Annotated in this window: 17 protein-coding genes; 8 read left to right on the forward strand and 9 right to left on the reverse strand. The window is 64.5% G+C overall.

Annotated features, from left to right (window positions below; genetic code table 11):
* Nucleotides 1-105: 105 nt before the first annotated feature.
* From P3R82_RS13605 to P3R82_RS13620, 4 genes are all read left to right on the forward strand, one after another.
* Nucleotides 106-459 carry a DUF1428 family protein gene (locus P3R82_RS13605; protein ID WP_283194227.1) on the forward strand — a complete coding sequence of 118 codons (354 nt, stop codon included), beginning with the start codon at nt 106-108 and terminating at the stop codon, nt 457-459.
* A 78-nt stretch (nt 460-537) separates the two neighbouring features.
* Nucleotides 538-960: a secondary thiamine-phosphate synthase enzyme YjbQ gene (locus P3R82_RS13610; RefSeq protein ID WP_283194228.1), complete on the forward strand. Its 423-nt coding sequence runs from the start codon at nt 538-540 to the stop codon at nt 958-960.
* 101 nt (nt 961-1061) lie between these two features.
* Entirely contained in the window at nt 1062-1373 is a 312-nt protein-coding gene (locus P3R82_RS13615; protein ID WP_283194229.1) for a hypothetical protein, read from the forward strand.
* A 175-nt stretch (nt 1374-1548) separates the two neighbouring features.
* Nucleotides 1549-1947: a hypothetical protein gene (locus P3R82_RS13620; protein WP_283194230.1), complete on the forward strand. Its 399-nt coding sequence runs from the start codon at nt 1549-1551 to the stop codon at nt 1945-1947.
* A gap of 105 nt (nt 1948-2052) precedes the next feature.
* Here the strand turns inward: P3R82_RS13620 and P3R82_RS13625 are convergent, their stop codons facing one another.
* Together P3R82_RS13625 and P3R82_RS13630 are read right to left on the reverse strand one after the other, a co-directional pair.
* Nucleotides 2053-3009 carry a DMT family transporter gene (locus P3R82_RS13625; RefSeq protein WP_183899261.1) on the reverse strand — a complete coding sequence of 319 codons (957 nt, stop codon included), beginning with the start codon at nt 3007-3009 and terminating at the stop codon, nt 2053-2055.
* Between the two features lie 195 nt (nt 3010-3204).
* Entirely contained in the window at nt 3205-3465 is a 261-nt protein-coding gene (locus tag P3R82_RS13630; protein ID WP_111562265.1) for a hypothetical protein, read from the reverse strand.
* Nucleotides 3466-3842: 377 nt separating this feature from the next.
* On the opposite strand from P3R82_RS13630, the gene P3R82_RS13635 reads away from it, so the two are divergent.
* Nucleotides 3843-4331 (forward strand): GAF domain-containing protein, encoded by a 489-nt coding sequence (locus tag P3R82_RS13635; RefSeq protein ID WP_283194231.1) that lies wholly within the window; start codon nt 3843-3845, stop codon nt 4329-4331.
* Between the two features lie 73 nt (nt 4332-4404).
* On the opposite strand, the gene cydX is transcribed toward P3R82_RS13635, so the two are convergent.
* The 7 genes from cydX to hemN all read right to left on the reverse strand — a co-directional run bounded on the left by cydX (nt 4405) and on the right by hemN (nt 12796).
* The gene (cydX, locus tag P3R82_RS13640; protein WP_183899259.1) at nt 4405-4518 is read right to left on the reverse strand and encodes a cytochrome bd-I oxidase subunit CydX; all 114 of its coding nucleotides are present in this window, start codon (nt 4516-4518) and stop codon (nt 4405-4407) included.
* Nucleotides 4519-4530: 12 nt separating this feature from the next.
* Nucleotides 4531-5685: a cytochrome d ubiquinol oxidase subunit II gene (cydB, locus tag P3R82_RS13645; RefSeq protein ID WP_283194232.1), complete on the reverse strand. Its 1155-nt coding sequence runs from the start codon at nt 5683-5685 to the stop codon at nt 4531-4533.
* A 6-nt stretch (nt 5686-5691) separates the two neighbouring features.
* Complete coding sequence (locus tag P3R82_RS13650; RefSeq protein WP_183899257.1) at nt 5692-7272, reverse strand: cytochrome ubiquinol oxidase subunit I; 1581 nt, start codon at nt 7270-7272, stop codon at nt 5692-5694.
* A gap of 71 nt (nt 7273-7343) precedes the next feature.
* A complete protein-coding gene (gene cydC / locus P3R82_RS13655; protein WP_283194233.1) occupies nt 7344-9035 on the reverse strand; it encodes a thiol reductant ABC exporter subunit CydC in 1692 nt (563 codons plus the stop codon).
* A complete protein-coding gene (cydD, locus tag P3R82_RS13660; protein ID WP_283194234.1) occupies nt 9032-10720 on the reverse strand; it encodes a thiol reductant ABC exporter subunit CydD in 1689 nt (562 codons plus the stop codon). Before cydD ends, cydC begins: the two co-directional genes overlap by 4 nt.
* A gap of 4 nt (nt 10721-10724) precedes the next feature.
* Complete coding sequence (locus P3R82_RS13665; protein ID WP_283194235.1) at nt 10725-11303, reverse strand: GbsR/MarR family transcriptional regulator; 579 nt, start codon at nt 11301-11303, stop codon at nt 10725-10727.
* A gap of 149 nt (nt 11304-11452) precedes the next feature.
* Nucleotides 11453-12796, reverse strand: coding sequence for an oxygen-independent coproporphyrinogen III oxidase (gene hemN / locus P3R82_RS13670; RefSeq protein WP_283194236.1), 1344 nt, complete (start codon nt 12794-12796; stop codon nt 11453-11455).
* Between the two features lie 188 nt (nt 12797-12984).
* On the opposite strand from hemN, the gene P3R82_RS13675 reads away from it, so the two are divergent.
* The 3 genes from P3R82_RS13675 to P3R82_RS13690 all read left to right on the forward strand — a co-directional run bounded on the left by P3R82_RS13675 (nt 12985) and on the right by P3R82_RS13690 (nt 15539).
* Nucleotides 12985-13632: a Crp/Fnr family transcriptional regulator gene (locus P3R82_RS13675; protein WP_283196340.1), complete on the forward strand. Its 648-nt coding sequence runs from the start codon at nt 12985-12987 to the stop codon at nt 13630-13632.
* A gap of 121 nt (nt 13633-13753) precedes the next feature.
* Nucleotides 13754-14917, forward strand: a complete 1164-nt coding sequence (locus P3R82_RS13680; protein WP_283194237.1) for an aminotransferase — start codon at nt 13754-13756, stop codon at nt 14915-14917.
* Nucleotides 14918-15200: 283 nt separating this feature from the next.
* Nucleotides 15201-15539: a hypothetical protein gene (locus tag P3R82_RS13690; RefSeq protein WP_283194238.1), complete on the forward strand. Its 339-nt coding sequence runs from the start codon at nt 15201-15203 to the stop codon at nt 15537-15539.
* The last annotated feature ends 14 nt before the right edge of the window (nt 15540-15553 follow it).

A 15553-nucleotide genomic window follows, 5' to 3' on the forward strand; every position in this document is an offset into this window, starting at 1 on the left:
CACCGTCTTGCAGAATCCGGCATTTCGCCTATCTTCAAAGGTGTGTCGGTTCAGGCCCGCCTTGTTCGTCCTTGAAGCGATGCCAACGTTCAAGGGAGAGACATCATGTCCTATGTCGACGGCTTTATCGTTGCCGTGCCGAAGAAGAATATCGAGGCCTACAAGGCGCTCTCGGCCAAGGCCGGTGCCATCTGGAAATCATACGGTGCCAGGGATTATGTCGAATGCGTCGCGGACGACGTGCCCTATGGCGAGCTGACGTCGTTTCCACGGGCGGTCCAGGCGACCGATGACGAGGTCGTGGTGTTTTCGTGGATTACCTATGATTCGCGCGAACAACGCGACGAGATCAATGCGAAGGTCATGGCCGATCCTGAACTGCAGGTCACCGAATGCCTTGATATCTTCGATGGCAAGCGGATGATCTATGGTGGCTTCGTTCCGCTGCTTTGGTTTTGACGCGGACCGATTACCGGCATTGACAGGACGGCGGGTGCGCGCGACCTCTGGGCGGAGTTCATGTCCGGAGGTGCTGCCATGCCACAAAAGATTCTAAGCCTGCAGACGCGCGGGCAGGGCCTTTATGAGTTTACCGATCAGATCGCTGCGTTCGTGCGTTCCGCAGACATCGAATCCGGGCTGCTCACTGTTTTCGTGCGGCATACATCGTGCTCGCTGCTGATCCAGGAGAATGCCGATCCCGATGTTCGGACCGATCTCAACGGTTTCTTTCGCCGTCTGGTGCCGCCGTCGTCCGACCCGTCGATGCGCTGGATCGTGCATACGATGGAGGGTCCCGACGATATGCCCGCGCATATCAAGGCCGCGCTGACGCAGGTTTCAATCGGGATTCCGGTCATGGACGGAAGGCTCGTACTGGGCACCTGGCAGGGGATCTATCTGTTCGAACATCGCGAAAGCCCGCATCGGCGCGAGGTCGTGCTGCATCTCGGCAACTGAACCAGATGTGAACGGCCGGTTCGAACATCGTTCATTTTCAGGCGTTTATCGTTTGTCCAATCCCGCAAGGGAGACCATCGACAAGCAATGAGAGTATGATCATGAACCGTTTTATCGCCAAAGCTTCGTTTGCCGCCATTCTCGCGCTCGCGTCCATTCCCGCGACGACTTCGGTTGCCGCCGCCGCCGGTCCCGAGCGTGCATCGATCATCGACGTTCAGTACCGCCCGGCGCCCGCTCGCGCATGCTCGCCGGTTCGGGCTGTCGAGAAGGCCCGCTACGCCGGTCTGCGCAATGCGCGCGTTACCGATATCACGCCCCGCCGGGTCATCGTTTCCGGCCGCGGCTATCGCGGCTATTGGGACCGCATGTACTTCGCGAATGTTCGCGGTTGCCCGGAAATTCGCCGTTGATCCATCCTTGATGAGCCCGGCGAACTCAAGCGATGACATCGCCTTGGGAGTGCCATTTTCAGCCTGCTTTGTGCAGAATCGCATAACAATGCGTTTATCCGGCAGGTCGTTCTTCCTACCGGCCGAGAGAATCGAAAAAGGAGCGCGGTCGCAACCGCGCGATATGGAGATTTCGATGATGCAGTTTCTGACCAAGGCGGGTATTGCCCTGGTACTGGGCGCCGGCACGCTTGCCGGCGCCACGGTCCCGGCATCCGCTCAGGTGGACATCTATATAGACGGCGGTCGCCCGCCACCACATCCGGGCTATGGACGCCCACCACCGCCTCCGGGCTACGGCCGGCCGCCACCGCCGCCGGTTTACGGCCGCCCGCCGCCTCCGCCGCCGTATTATGGCGGCCGGCCGCGCGGTTGCGATCCGCGTCTGGCAGAGGACAAGGCGAGCGACTACGGTTTCCGCCGCGCGCGTGTCGTGGATATCACGCCGCGCCGGGTGATCGTGCAGGGCTTCACGCGTCGTGGACCCGACGAGATCACCTTCGGCAACGTTCGCGGTTGCCCTGTCCTGCGCTGACGGACCGGCCTTCCATCGTCTGAAATGAAACCACCCCTGCCTGCGTGGAGACGCGGGCAGGGGTGGTTGCGTTTTGGGGTGATGTCCGGTGCGCGACGACGCCGGTCAGGCGTTCGGCACGGTTGCGCTCTCGCCGGCAGCGGAGGTCGCGAGCGGCGCCTGGCTGTCGGAGGAGACGACGGATGTCGGCAACGGCGTGCCGCGCTTGCGTTCGCGGGCAAGCGTGAGAAGGCCGGAGCAGATGATCAGGAGAATGCCGCCCGCCATCGGCAGGTCGATCGTGTCGTCGAAGATCAGGTAGCCGAAGGCGATCGCCCACAGCATCTGGCTATACTGCGGCGGCGCGACGAGGTTGGCGGGGGCGATGCGCGCGGCGGTCATCAAGAGCACGTTGCCGGCGGCGCCGAGCAGGCCGTAGCTTGCGATGAACAGCCACTGCCGCGGTGTCGGCACGACGAATTGCGGGATCATCAGCACGCCGCTGACGATGATGGTGCCAAGCAGTGCGGCTCCATAAAGCGACAGGCGCTTTTCGGCCGGTCCCATCTTTCTCAAGACAACGATCGAGATCGCCGCCGACAGACCGCCGATCGCCGCGGCGAGATGGCCGATCGACAGTTCGCGGAAGCCGGGACGCAAGACCACCAGCACCCCCAGGAAGCCGACGATAACGGCGGCCCAGCGCTGCCAGCGAACGTCTTCCTTGAGGAAGATGACGGAGAGGATGGTGACGAAGGAGGGCAGCAGGAACAGCAGGCAGAAGGCTTCGGCCATCGGCAGCAGCGTGAAGGTGATGATCGAGGCAATGGCGCCGACCGCGCCGCAGACGAAGCGCAGAAGCCAGAGCGGGCGGTTCGTGGTGCGCACGATATCAAGCCAGGAATCCTCCTTGGCCTTGATGAAGGGCAGGGCGGCGGTGCCGAAGAGCGCGCCTATGAAGGCGATCTCGTAGGAAGGGATGCTGCCGTGGAGGATCTTGATGGATGCGTCGCTGAACGCGAAAACGGCATAGGCGGCGAACGCGATGAGAACGCCGCGCGCTGGCGAATGGAGAGCAGTCATGGGAGCGGTTTCGATTTGAAGAGAGCTTGGGGCGTCGGAAGCATCGTTGCCGACCAGAGGCGGTATAGTTCAGAATGCTGCCCCGCACAATTGCGCAGCACGTCGCGCCGGTCTTAAAGCCAATGGTGTGATTGCCGCGCCACGCCATCTCTCGCGTGGCGGCGATCCGCCACCACGCTTCATTATCCGATCAGCTCAGTTGGAGCCGCGTCGGAGCGCCGGTCCGTAATCGCGATAGATGCTGAGGCAATCGGTGTAGCTCAGCGATTCGTTGGCGCCGTAGATCACGTGCGCGCTCGATGCATTGGTGGAGGCTTCCTCGGATACGAAAAGGATGGCTTCGCCAAGCGACTTGCCCGTTATCGGCGCATCGGTGCCATCATCGAGCGTTATTCCCTTAATGACCGCGGCAATCTCGCGATGGCTGAAAACGGCCTGTCTGTCTTCCGGTGTCATTGTCTTTACCTCGAACTGAAAATGGATGGTTCTATCGTTGCCGGTCAATTACGGCGCTGGCGTTGTGCGATGGCATAACCTCGCAACAGCCTTGCAAGCCCGTTGGCTAGCACGGCCTTTTCGCGTCTGCATTCGCCGGACGGATGCCGCTGGCGGCCGCCAGCGCCGGATAATCCGATCGACATATTATGGACATATGGCCCGATCGCCGGTGGACAAGATCGCGTCCGTCAATCCGCCGTGAATTTGAAGAGGCCGCCGTGAATTCGCGACGGGGGATGCCCGCGACACCTGCACGGCGGTGGAATTGGCAAGTGCCGGGCGGATCGCTATATCAGGCCTGACGAGCGCTACGCATTGCTGGAAGGTGAACGGACATGTTTCAAACGGCGAAAATCGATCAGGCCGACAAGGCGGAATTCTATCGCGAGCTCGGCCAGCAGCTGGCGGGGCTGCTTCACGGCGAGCGTGACGTGATCGCCAACGCGGCCAATACCTCGGCCTTGATGTTCGAGATGATGCCGGAGCTGAACTGGGCCGGCTTCTACTTCCTGAAGTCGAAGGAGGAGTTGGTGCTCGGGCCGTTCCAGGGACGCACCGCCTGCGTGCGGATCGCGGTCGGGCGCGGGGTCTGCGGAACGGCGGTCGCAAAGGGCCAGTCGATCCTCGTCGAGGACGTTCATGCCTTTCCCGGCCATATTGCCTGCGACGCCGCCTCGCGCTCGGAGCTCGTCGTGCCGCTGCGCCACGACGGCGAGATTTTAGGCGTCATCGATCTCGACAGCCCTGTTGCCTCGCGCTTCGATGCCGACGATCAGGCGGGGATCGAGGCGCTGGCCGATATCTTCGTCAAGGCGAGCTACTGACGGTCATTTCGATGCATGAAAAGAAAGAGGCTGCGCCCGGATCGAGCGCAGCCTCTTTTCGTTATCCTGTCATTCAGGACTTCTTCTTTTTCTTGGTTTCATCGTCGACCAGCTCGTACCACATGGCGTTGAGGACGGCGAAGGCGGCCGCGAGCGGCAGACCAAGGATCCATGCGAAATACCACATGCCATTTCTCCTTTAATACGCGTGACCGCTTTTGTCGGTGACCTGCTTCTCGTCGACCTTGCCCCAGAGCACCTTGTAGACCCAGGCGGTGTAGGCGACGATGAGCGGCAGGAAGATCGCCGTGACGACAAGCATGATGAACAGTGTCAGATGGCTCGATGACGCATCCCACACCGTCAGGCTCGACTTCGGGTCGATCGAGGAGGGCAGGATGAAGGGGAACATCGAGACGCCGACGGTCGAGATGATGCCGAAGATCGACAATTTGCTGAACAGCAGCGTTCCGATTTCCAGTCTGGCGCGGATGGCGATCAGGGTGGCGATCGCTCCGAGGAAGCCGGCGACAGGTGCGATCAGCATCCAGGGATAGGTGGCGTAGTTGGCCAGCCACGAGCCGTCCTGCGCCGCCGTCTTCAACAGCGGGTTCGAGGGGCCATCGGTGACGATGGCGCTCGAGATCGTGTAGCCGCTGACGCCGAAGGCCAGGAAGACGCCGCCGAGCGCGAAGAGCACGATGACGAGGAGGGCAGCGACGCTGCCATAGCCGCGGGCGCGCTCCGCCACCGGACCGCTCGACTTCAGCACCAGCCAGGCGGCGCCGTGCATGGTCAGCATGGCGACGGACAGCAGGCCGCAGAGCAGGGCGTAGGGGTTGAGCAGGCCGAAGAAGGTGCCTTCATAGAAGATGCGCATGTCGGCCGGATCGAAGCGGAAGGGCACGCCCTGCAGCACGTTGCCGACGGCGACGCCGAAGATCAGCGACGGGACGAAGCCGCCGATGAACAGCGCGATGTCCCAATTGCCGCGCCAGCGGGCGCTTTCACGCTTCGAGCGGTACTTGAAGGCGACCGGCCGCAGGATGAGCGCCAGGAGAACGGCGAACATGGCGAGGTAGAAGCCCGAGAAGGAGACCGCGTAGAGTGGTGGCCAGGCGGCGAAGACGGCGCCGCCCCCGAGGATCAGCCACACCTGGTTTCCTTCCCAGACCGGGCCGATCGTGTTGATGGCGACGCGCCGCTCCGTATCCTTCCTGGCGACGAAGGGGAGCAGCATGCCGACGCCGAGGTCGAAGCCATCGGTGACGGCGAAGCCGATCAGCAGGACGCCGAGGATCAGCCACCAGATCAGGCGCAGGGTTTGATAGTCGATGAGTTCGTGCAGGATCATGATCGATCACTCCGCGGCAGGAACGAGGGTTTCGGAAATAAGCTCGGCTTCCGGCTCGTTGTCCGGTTCCGGGCCCTTCTTGATGGCCTTCACCATCAGCGTCATCTCGATGATGATGAGCACCGTGTAGAGGGCGGCAAAGCCGATGATGGTCATGAGCACGGTGCTGGCCCCGAGGCTGGAGACGGCCGCCGCCGTCGGCAGCACGCCCTCGATGATCCAGGGCTGGCGTCCGACCTCGGCAACCACCCAACCCATTTCGATGGCGATGAACGGCAGCGGTATCGAAAAGACCGCGATACGCAAAAGCCAAGGATGAGCATCGAGACGTCGGCGGGCGGACAGCCAGAAGAAGGTCGCCGTCAGCAGAATGAAGAAGACGCCGAGCCCGACCATGATGCGGAACGACCAGAAGAGGACCGGCACGTTCGGGATGGTGTCGCGGGCGGCCTGTTCGATCTGCTGATCGGTGGCGGTGCGGGGATCGTCGACATAACGCTTCAGGAGAAGGGCATAGCCGAGCTGGTGGCCGAGCGTCTCGAACGTGGTCCTGTTTTCAGGCGTGATCTTGTCGGGCGAGCCGGCGGCGCGGATTTGCATCAGCGCGTCGTAGGCCTTGATGCCTTCCCGAATCCGGGTCTTCGCGCCTTCCTCGAGTTCGTTGATCCCCGGAATGGCGGTATCCAGCGAGCGGGTGCCGATCAGGCCCATGAGCCACGGGATCTGGACGGCGAAGTGCGTTTCGCGCGCTTCCTGGTCGGGGAAGCCGATGGCGGTGAAGGCCGCCGGCGCCGGCTCCGTTTCCCACATGGCTTCGATGGCAGCGAGCTTCATCTTCTGGTTTTCGGTTGCACGGTAGCCGCTTTCGTCGCCGAGAACGACGACCGACAGCGCCGAGGCCAGGCCGAAGGACGCCGCGACCGTCATCGAGCGCTTGGCGATCTCGATGTGCCGGCCCTTGAGCAGGTACCAGGCCGAGACGCCCAGCACGAAGAGGGAGGCACAGACGTAACCGGCCGAGACGGTGTGGACGAACTTCGCCTGGGCGACCGGGTTGAAGACGACGTCGAAGAAGCTGGTCACTTCCATGCGCATGGTCTGCGGGTTGAGCGCCGATCCGGCCGGGTTCTGCATCCAGCCGTTGGCGACGAGGATCCAGAGCGCGGAGAAGTTCGATCCGATCGCCACGCACCATGTCGCGATCAGGTGCCCGACCTTGGAGAGCTTGTCCCAGCCGAAGAAGAACAGGCCGACGAAGGTGGCTTCGAGGAAGAAGGCCATCAGCCCTTCGATCGCCAGCGGCGCACCGAAGATATCGCCGACATAGTAGCTGTAGTAGCTCCAGTTCATGCCGAACTGGAATTCCATGACGATGCCGGTGGCGACGCCGATGGCGAAGTTGATACCGAACAGCACGCCCCAGAATTTCGTCATCTGCCGCCAGATCTGGCGGCCGGTCATGACGTAGACGGTCTCCATGATGGCCAGCAGCACGGAGAGGCCAAGCGTCAGCGGCACGAATAAAAAGTGGTAGAGCGCTGTCAGCGCGAATTGAAAACGCGATAAATCGACGATGTCTAGTTCCATTGTCTTTCTCCCAGCCCCATGGGGGTACGAAGATTCTCCGCCGGCCCGATTGCCTGGCGGTCATGCATTGCTCAGTCCGGTCTCAGCCGGTTCAGAGCGTCTTCGAACGCCGTCTCTCCGCGGCGCGAAATGCTTGCGATGCGGCCGCCATCGAGCGTGGCGATCACATCCGTGATCTCCGCCTCGCGGCGGATATGCGTGGCGATGACAAGCGTGCGGCCTTCCGCCTTCTCCGACAACCGGGCCATGACATCTCGCGCGGTGGCGCGGTCGAGGCCTTCCGTCGGTTCGTCGAGCAGCCAGAGCCGCGTGTCGCGCAGGAAGAGGCGGGCGAGCGCAAGCCGGCGTGCCTGGCCGCCCGAAAGGCCCATGCCGCCTTCGCCGAGCCGGGTGCCGAGATTGGCGGGGAGCGCGACTATATCGGCCAGCAGGCCAGCGGCGGCGAGCGCCGCCTTGAGGTCGTCGACAGTCGCCCGCGGATGGGCCAGACGCAGATTGCCGCCGACCGTGTCTTGGAAAAGCTCGGTGCGCTGGGTCATCAGCGTTCCCGCGTCGTTGGCGATCATGCCGTGAAGCGGTGCGATCTCGCCGGCGAGCAGGGCCAGCAGCGTGGACTTCCCGGCGCCGCTGGCGCCGATCAGCGCCAGCTTCTCGCCTGCTTTCAAGGTGAGGTTGATATCGACGAGGACGGGGGTCGCGGCCGCGTCATAGGCGGCGCTGACACCGGCGAGTTCGATCGCGAATTCGGTGGAAGGGGCTGCGTGCCGGCCCGCCGGCTGCTCATCGGTGAGGCGCGGACCGATGCGCTTGGCCGCCAGAAGCGTGCGTCCGAGTTCGAGCGCGCCGCGACGAAGCGCGCCGAAGGGCTCGACGGCGGCGAAGGCGATCAGGATGCCGAGGGCGGCAACCGGGGCGGTGATCGTACCGGCGCCCGCGAGTGCTGATACGGCCAGCAACGCGCCGGTGAGCAGGAGCGTCGAGGCGGCGCCGAAGCCGAGGGTGACGATGCTCTCGATGCGGTTCAGCCGGTCGTCGGCATCGGCCGCATAGCGGTCGGCTGCCGATATGGCTGTCGCCTGCTCGTCGATCCGTCCGGCCATCAGCAGGTCCGACTGGCCGGCCACGAGGTCGATGGTGCGCGCGCGCAGCGCCTCGATGCCATAGGCGCGGCGCCGGGCGTGGGCGGCGGCAAGTCTGCCGGCGCAAAGGGGGATGCCGAGGCCGGCGGCGAAAAGAAGCAGCGCCGCCGAGAGGCCGAAGAGAGGATGCATCAGGCCGAGCGCGATGCCGGTGGCGAGCGCGGCCAGGATGGCGACGCCCGCCGGCACCAGCACGCGCAGATAGAGGGAATCGAGCGCATCGATATCGCCGGTCAGGCGAAACAGCAGGCGGGCCGGGCGTCTGGCGAGATCGCGGGCGGCGCCGGCCTTCGCCCAGCCGCGAAACAGGCGTTCGCGCAAGGCGGCGAGAACGCTCAGCGTCGCGTCATGCGTCGTCAGCCGCTCGCCATAGCGCGAGGCCGTGCGGCCGATCGCCAGCAGGCGGATGCCGGCCGAGGGAGCGAAGACATCGAAGGTGATGGCGGTCGCTGCCGCCGTGCCCGCAATGGCGGTTGCCGTGATGAACCAGCCGGAGAGACCGAGCAGCGCGACGCCGGCGGCGGCCGTTGTCGCCGACATGACGGCGCCGAGGAGCAGGCCGCGTTTCTTCTCGCGGACGAAGAGCTTGAGGATCGGTTTCAGATCGGTCAGCGACGCGCTCATTCCGCGGCCTCCCTTGCGGGTTCCGGATTGATATGGATGGTCCTGCCCATGCGCGCGGCAAGGCGGGGATCGTGGGTGGCGACGAGCAGGGTCCTGCCCTTGGCAAGGATCAGCAGGCTCTCGGTGATGTCGTCGGCCGTCGCGATATCGAGATGGGCGGTGGGTTCGTCGGCAAGGACGATCAGCGCTCGCGGGTCGGCGGCGGCGCGCGCGATGGCAAGCCGCAGGGCCTCGCCGCCCGAAAGGCCGGCTCCGCCGTCGCCCAGCGGACGGTTGCGGTAGGCGCTCGCGAGGTTGCCGAGGTGGGCGGCATCGAGAGCGGCCGCGGCCTGTTGAGCGGAGACGTGCGGCCGGCCGAGCGAGACGTTGCGGGTGATGCTGCCGGCGAAGATATGCGGCTTCTGACCGATCCAGGCGATCCGCGACCGCGACGCCTGGCCGGCCGGTTGCCCGCCGATCTCGATCTGACCGGTTTCACAGGGAGCGAGACCGGCGGCGAGCGCCAGCAAGGTCGACTTGCCGGAGCCGCTCGGGCCCAGCAGGGCGACGTGCTCGCCGGCGCGGATGTGAAGGTCGAAATTCTCGACGGCGGATATGTCGCTGCCGGGATAGCGAAAGCCGACCGCATGGAAGAGGATGTCGGCGCCAAGCGTGCCGGGAGCCGGTTCGGCTTGCGGCAGCGGCATGCCGTCCTCGCTCAGCGCATCGAGCGCCTTCATCGCCGCTTCGCCCGAGGCGCGGTCGTGCCAGACGGCCGAGAGTTCGCGCAGCGGCTCGAAGAAGGCGGGCGCGAGCAAGAGCACGAAGAGGCCCGATGTGAGGTCGAGACCGCTGGCCCAGGCGCCGAACCTGATCTGGCCGAGCAGCGAGAAGCCGACGTAGACGGCCAGCATGGCGACGCCCAGGGCGGCGAAGAGCTCGAGAACCGCCGACGACAGGAAGGCGATGCGCAGCACGGCCATGGTGCGGGTTTTCAGGTCCTCGGCATCGGCGCGCAGACGCGTCGCCGTGGCATCGACGGCGCCAAGGGCGCGGATGGTGGCGAGGCCGCGCAGGCGGTCGAGCAGGAAGCCGTTGAGGCCGCCAGTCGCCTGGAGCTGCCTTTCACTGGCCGCCTGCGCGCGCCAGCCGATCAACGCCATGAACACGGGAACGAGCGGCATGGTGAAGAGCAGCACGAGGGCCGCGATCCACGAGATGGGGAAGACGCAGGCGAGAATGAAGAGCGGCACGGCGCTGGCCTTGAAGCGGCCGGGCTGGAAACGCGCGAGATAGGGCACGATCAGTTCGGCCTGCTCGCCGACGATGCTGGCGGCCTCGCCGGATGTGTGGCGGGTGCTGTCGACGGGCGAGCGGCGCGCCAGGGCCTCGACGGCGCGGACCCGCCTTTTCGTCAGTTCAACCCGCGCGGCGCGAAAGGCAAGCCGGCCCCCGGCCGCGTCGAGACAGCTCTTCGCGACGCCGAGCAAGGCAATGGCGACCGCCGGCCAGATTGCGGCATCGAGGCCGCCGCCATCGGCGATGCGGCCGACCGCGATCGACAGCAGGCCGGCCTGCGGAATCCAGAGGAGGGCGGCGAGCGTCTGGATCAGGGCCGCGGTTCGAAGGCCCGCGGGCTGACGGGCACGCCTGCGCCGTGCCTTCCTGGTCTTGTCATGCGTGGCATCGAGATAGGCACTGGTCATGGCGCTAACTCTTGTTCGCAGGATTGGGACGGCGGCCACGGCCGAGCGAGATGACCCGGTCCTTGGCCTCGAGCAGCTTCGTCACTTTCGCGCCTAGCGAGAGTAGCGTCGCCAGTCTTTCGGTTTCAAGTTGTTTCACATCGTCATACCAATGTGTCAGCTGTTCAATCAGTGCATGCATTTCGCCCATGCGTTGCTGGGCGTGGCGCTCGGCTTCGCTGGCCGGCTTCTGCATGAGGATCTCGCGCAGCATCGAGAGGGTCGGATCGACCTCGCGCTTCTTGCGCTCCTCGGCGAGCGTGCGCAGGATCAGCCAGACATCGTCCGGCGTGGTGAAAAAGTCGCGGCGATCGTCCGGCCGGTGTCTCAGCAGCACCAGGTTCCAAGTCTGCAACTCGCGCAGGCTCATCGAGACGTTCGAGCGCGAAATGCCGAGCGCGTCGGCGATCTCCTCGGCGCAGAGCGGCTGGGGCGAGACGTAGAGCAGCGCGTAGATCTGGCTCACCGTACGGTTGATACCCCAGCGCGAGCCCATTTCACCGAAGTGCAGGACGAAGGATTGGACGAGCGGCACAAGATTCATGATCGGGCTTTCGTTATGACTGTGATTTCAGAAATTTCTGAAATTACTATAACTGGCAGTAGACGACTGACAATCGGCGAGCCGGGGCTGCGACAATTGGTGCCGGAACTGACGATAATCAGGTTTTCGGCCGGGCTTATTGATTCAGATCAAATCGCGGAAGAATGTTTGCCCTTGCCCCGATCGAGGTAGCGATCAAACCTGGCGGCGATGGTGCGCACGAATGGGCGGCCTTCCTCGGTGATGGAGAACCTGTCGCCGTCGAAGGAGACGAAGCCGTCCTCGTTGAAGCTCGCATGCAGGGCGTCGTTGCAGGCATCGTCGGCGGCTCCGCCGAAGCGCGCGCGCAGCTCCGCGACGGAGAAGGCGTATTGGCACATCAGCGCCTCGATCGCGCAAGCGCTGGCGCGGTCGGCATCCGAGAGCGCGAAGCCTCTTGCGACGGGAAGGCGGCCTTCCATGACCGACCGGCAATATTGTCCCGTCGCGACGATGTTCTGGACATAGCCCTGTGGAAGCTTGCCGATCGAGGAGGCGCCAAGGCCGATCAGCGTATCGGCGCCATCCGTCGTGTAGCCCTGGAAATTGCGCCTGAGCGCGCCGTCGCGCAGCTTGCGGGCCATGCTGTCGTCGGGTCTCGCGAAGTGGTCGATGCCGACGGCGTCGTAACCGGCGGCGAGGATGGCGCCAGCGCCGGCCGCGGCCATCGTGAAGCGGTCGACCGGGCCGGCAAGCGTGGCGGTGTCGATCACCGACTGGTGTTTCTTGACCCAGGGGACGTGGGCGTAGCCGAACATGGCGATGCGATCGGGCTGCATCGACAGCGACAGCTCGATCGTTCGCAGCAGCATGTCGCGGTCCTGATGGGGGAGGCCGTAGACGATGTCGAGATTGATCGAGCCGATGCCGAGATCGCGCAACGTCCGCACCACCATCGCCGTCTCGTCAAAGCTCTGCGGCCGGTTGATCGATGCCTGGACGACGGGTGCGAAGTCCTGCACGCCGACGCTTGCCCGCGTCATGCCGAGATCGCGCCATGCCCTGAGCTTGTCGGCATCCACATGCGTTGGATCGATCTCGACGCTGATCTCGCACTCCGGACCGATCTCGAAATGGGCATCGAGCGTGGCGCGCAGGCGGCCGAGGTCATCGGGGCTAACGATCGTCGGCGAACCACCGCCGAAATGGATGGCTGCGACCTTTCGCCGTAGCGGGAGATGTTTTGCAACGAGCGCGATCTCGCTATTCAAGGCTTCCAGGTAGGTCGCGATGGGGTCGTAGCGGCGCACCTGCCTGGTATGGCAGCCGCAGTAGAAACAGAGCCGGTCGCAGAACGGGATATGCACGTAAAGCGATAGTGCGCCTTGTGAACTTGCTTCGAGCCACCGCCTGTAATCCACCTCGCCGATGCCCTCGTGAAAGTGCGGCGCGGTCGGGTAGCTGGTGTAGCGGGGGACGGGGGCGGAATAGCGGGCGATGAGATCGGCGGTCATGGGGGTGTCCTTTCCAGGACGGGGAATAATGGGGGTTTTCGATGACTGCCTTGATCTCGATCAAGAAACCGCTGTTCTCCGACGATGGCCTTGGCTATGGTCCGGGTGGAGCCGGGTCTATGCGAAAAGATATCCATAATTCTAATATTCCAGTACGTTGCGTCAGCTGCGAGGTCCGCCACAAGGGGATGTGCGGGGCGCTGACGGCCGACGAACTCCTGTCTCTTTCCGCCCATACGCGGCTTGTCACCCATGACGCCGGGGAGGAGCTGGCCGGCGAGAAGATGCCCGTCGAATCCTACGCCACCGTCATCAGCGGCGTGGTGAAGCTGACGAAGACGCTCGAAGACGGCCGCCAGCAGATCGTCGGCCTGCAGTTCGCGCCCGATTTCCTCGGGAGGTTGCATGCCGATGAAAACGGCGTCTCGGCGGAGGCCGCGTCCGACGTTCATCTCTGCCGTGTTCCGAAGGCCGCCATGGAGCGGCTGGTCAAGAGCACGCCGGCGCTCGCCGAACGGCTGATGAACCAGACGATGCGCGAGCTCGACGAAGCCCGCGACTGGATGGTGACGCTGGGGCGCAAGACGGCGGCGGAGAAGGTCGCGAGCTTCCTGCTTCTGATCGCGACGCATCTCGATCCCGAAGCCGCCGGCCAGAGCCGCCGCTTCGACCTGCCGCTGTCACGCGCCGATATCGCCGATTTCCTCGGGCTGACGATCGAGACGGTGTCGCGGCAGATGTCGAAGCTCAAGGCGGATGGGGTGATTTCCATCGTCGCCAACCGGCATATCGAGGTGCCGAAGCTTGCAAGGCTCAAAGCCTGCTGCGGCGCCTGACGTCGCGCTGTCTTGTTTTGACGCCTGACGGCGTGCTGGCGCGCGTTCAGCGAATGCGTGTTGCCGAGGCGGGGTGTTTTGTGCAGGAGTGATGGTTTCCATCATCGATTTGAGAGCCTCCATGCCCGCCGCTGAAGCCAATCTCCTCGTATCCCGCCTCTCACCGCCGCCCATCCCCTCGGTGCTTGCCTGGGCACGCGAATACAAGGGAAACAAGGGGCCGCTGGTCGATCTCTCGCAGGCGGTTCCGGGCTACCCGGCGCATCCGGAGATGCTGCGGCTGCTGGGCGAGGCGGCGGCATCGCCGGCGACGACGGGCTACGGGCCGATCGAGGGCGAGGGCGTGCTGCGCGAGGCCTATGCCCGGCAGATGTCCGAGGTCTACGGCGCGCCGGTCGCCGCCCATAACATCCACATCACCGCCGGCTGCAACCAGGCCTTCATGGCGGCGGCCATCGCGCTTGCCGGGGCGGGGGACAGCGTGGCGCTGACCAATCCCTTCTACTTCAACCAGGAAACGACCCTGTCGATGCTCGGGATCAACAGGGTGCTGGTCGAATGCGACGCCGGGAACGGCTTCCTGCCGGATATCGCCTCGGCCGAAAAGGCGCTGGCCTCGGGCGCCAAGGTGCTGGCGATCGTGACGCCGAACAATCCGACGGGCGCGATCTATCCGCCGGATCTGTTGCGCGCCCTCTTCGATCTCTGCCGCGACCATGGGGCGTGGCTGATCGTCGACGAGACCTATCGCGACTTTCTGCCGGAGACCTACGGCGCGCCGCATCCGCTGCTTGCTATCCCCGGCTGGGAGGAGACGCTGATCCTGCTCTACAGCTTCTCCAAATCCTTCTGCATTCCCGGCCACCGGCTGGGCGCGATCACGGCGGGGCAGGGCGTCATCGCCGAGATCACCAAGGTGATGGACAACATGCAGATCTGCGCGCCACGGGCGGCGCAGGTGGCAGTCGCCGATGCGATGCCCGTTCTCGCCGGCTGGCGGGCCGAAAACCGCCTTGAGATCGCGCGCCGGGCTGATGCGCTGCGGGCGGTGATGGCTGAGCTGCCGGGCTGGGAGATCGGCGCGCTCGGCGCCTATTTCGCCTTCATCCGGCATCCGTGCGAAGACATGAGCTCGTCCGCCGTTGCCGAGCGGCTGGCCAGGGAGGCCGGCGTTGTCTGCCTGCCGGGGAGCTATTTCGGGGTGGGGCAGGAGCGGTATCTGCGGTTAGCGTTTGCCAATGCGGATGCGGTGTCGATCGGGCGGTTGGTGGAGCGGTTGCGCTAGGGTTGTTTTTGGGGTGGGGCGCCTGAGATTGGACGCGGCGCCCTGGGATACCCCCCTCTGCCCTGCCGGGCATCTCCCCCACAGGTGGGGAGATTGGCTGGGCGCATCCGCTCGCTCAAGGCTCATTGTTTGGTTGGGGAGCAGGCCACGAGTCGATCTCCCCACCTGTGGGGGAGATGCCCGGCAGGGCAGAGGGGGGCGCCACACCGCAAAACCTCTCTTTAGGCACCTCACAGCCGTATGCTATGTTCGAGCACACGACGCGTCATCACACAGGTCCACCATGCCCCGATTTCTTGCCGTCTACACCATGAAACACGAGGATTTCGATGCTTTCCGGCGCCTTCCGAAAGCCGGGCAAGATGCCATCGATGCCAAAGGTGTGCCGCAGTGGATGGCATGGGAGGAGCGGAATGCTGCGGTTATCCTTGATCGCGGCGGCATGGTGGGGAAGACGACGCGGGTCAACAAGGACGGCATCTCGGAGGCTTCCAATGCGCTCTGCGGCTATCTGGTGGTCGAGGCGGAGAATGCCGAGGCCGCGGCACGGCTTTTCCTCGATCATCCCCATATCACCGTCTTTCCCGGCGATGGCGTGGATATCATGCCGTTCGTGACGTGATAGCCAAGCGCGGG

Source organism: Rhizobium sp. AN80A (assembly GCF_030053015.1).
Classification (GTDB): domain Bacteria; phylum Pseudomonadota; class Alphaproteobacteria; order Rhizobiales; family Rhizobiaceae; genus Rhizobium; species Rhizobium metallidurans.

Bases quoted from the DNA above. Each gene is read 5' to 3' on its own strand.
- P3R82_RS13605 (WP_283194227.1), top strand. From the start codon at position 106: ATGTCCTATGTCGACGGCTTTATCGTTGCCGTGCCGAAGAAGAATATC.
- P3R82_RS13610 (WP_283194228.1), top strand. From the start codon at position 538: ATGCCACAAAAGATTCTAAGCCTGCAGACGCGCGGGCAGGGCCTTTAT.
- P3R82_RS13615 (WP_283194229.1), top strand. From the start codon at position 1,062: ATGAACCGTTTTATCGCCAAAGCTTCGTTTGCCGCCATTCTCGCGCTC.
- P3R82_RS13620 (WP_283194230.1), top strand. From the start codon at position 1,549: ATGATGCAGTTTCTGACCAAGGCGGGTATTGCCCTGGTACTGGGCGCC.
- P3R82_RS13625 (WP_183899261.1), bottom strand. From the start codon at position 3,009: ATGACTGCTCTCCATTCGCCAGCGCGCGGCGTTCTCATCGCGTTCGCC.
- P3R82_RS13630 (WP_111562265.1), bottom strand. From the start codon at position 3,465: ATGACACCGGAAGACAGACAGGCCGTTTTCAGCCATCGCGAGATTGCC.
- P3R82_RS13635 (WP_283194231.1), top strand. From the start codon at position 3,843: ATGTTTCAAACGGCGAAAATCGATCAGGCCGACAAGGCGGAATTCTAT.
- cydX (WP_183899259.1), bottom strand. From the start codon at position 4,518: ATGTGGTATTTCGCATGGATCCTTGGTCTGCCGCTCGCGGCCGCCTTC.
- cydB (WP_283194232.1), bottom strand. From the start codon at position 5,685: ATGATCCTGCACGAACTCATCGACTATCAAACCCTGCGCCTGATCTGG.
- P3R82_RS13650 (WP_183899257.1), bottom strand. From the start codon at position 7,272: ATGGAACTAGACATCGTCGATTTATCGCGTTTTCAATTCGCGCTGACA.
- cydC (WP_283194233.1), bottom strand. From the start codon at position 9,035: ATGAGCGCGTCGCTGACCGATCTGAAACCGATCCTCAAGCTCTTCGTC.
- cydD (WP_283194234.1), bottom strand. From the start codon at position 10,720: ATGACCAGTGCCTATCTCGATGCCACGCATGACAAGACCAGGAAGGCA.
- P3R82_RS13665 (WP_283194235.1), bottom strand. From the start codon at position 11,303: ATGAATCTTGTGCCGCTCGTCCAATCCTTCGTCCTGCACTTCGGTGAA.
- hemN (WP_283194236.1), bottom strand. From the start codon at position 12,796: ATGACCGCCGATCTCATCGCCCGCTATTCCGCCCCCGTCCCCCGCTAC.
- P3R82_RS13675 (WP_283196340.1), top strand. From the start codon at position 12,985: ATGTGCGGGGCGCTGACGGCCGACGAACTCCTGTCTCTTTCCGCCCAT.
- P3R82_RS13680 (WP_283194237.1), top strand. From the start codon at position 13,754: ATGCCCGCCGCTGAAGCCAATCTCCTCGTATCCCGCCTCTCACCGCCG.
- P3R82_RS13690 (WP_283194238.1), top strand. From the start codon at position 15,201: ATGCCCCGATTTCTTGCCGTCTACACCATGAAACACGAGGATTTCGAT.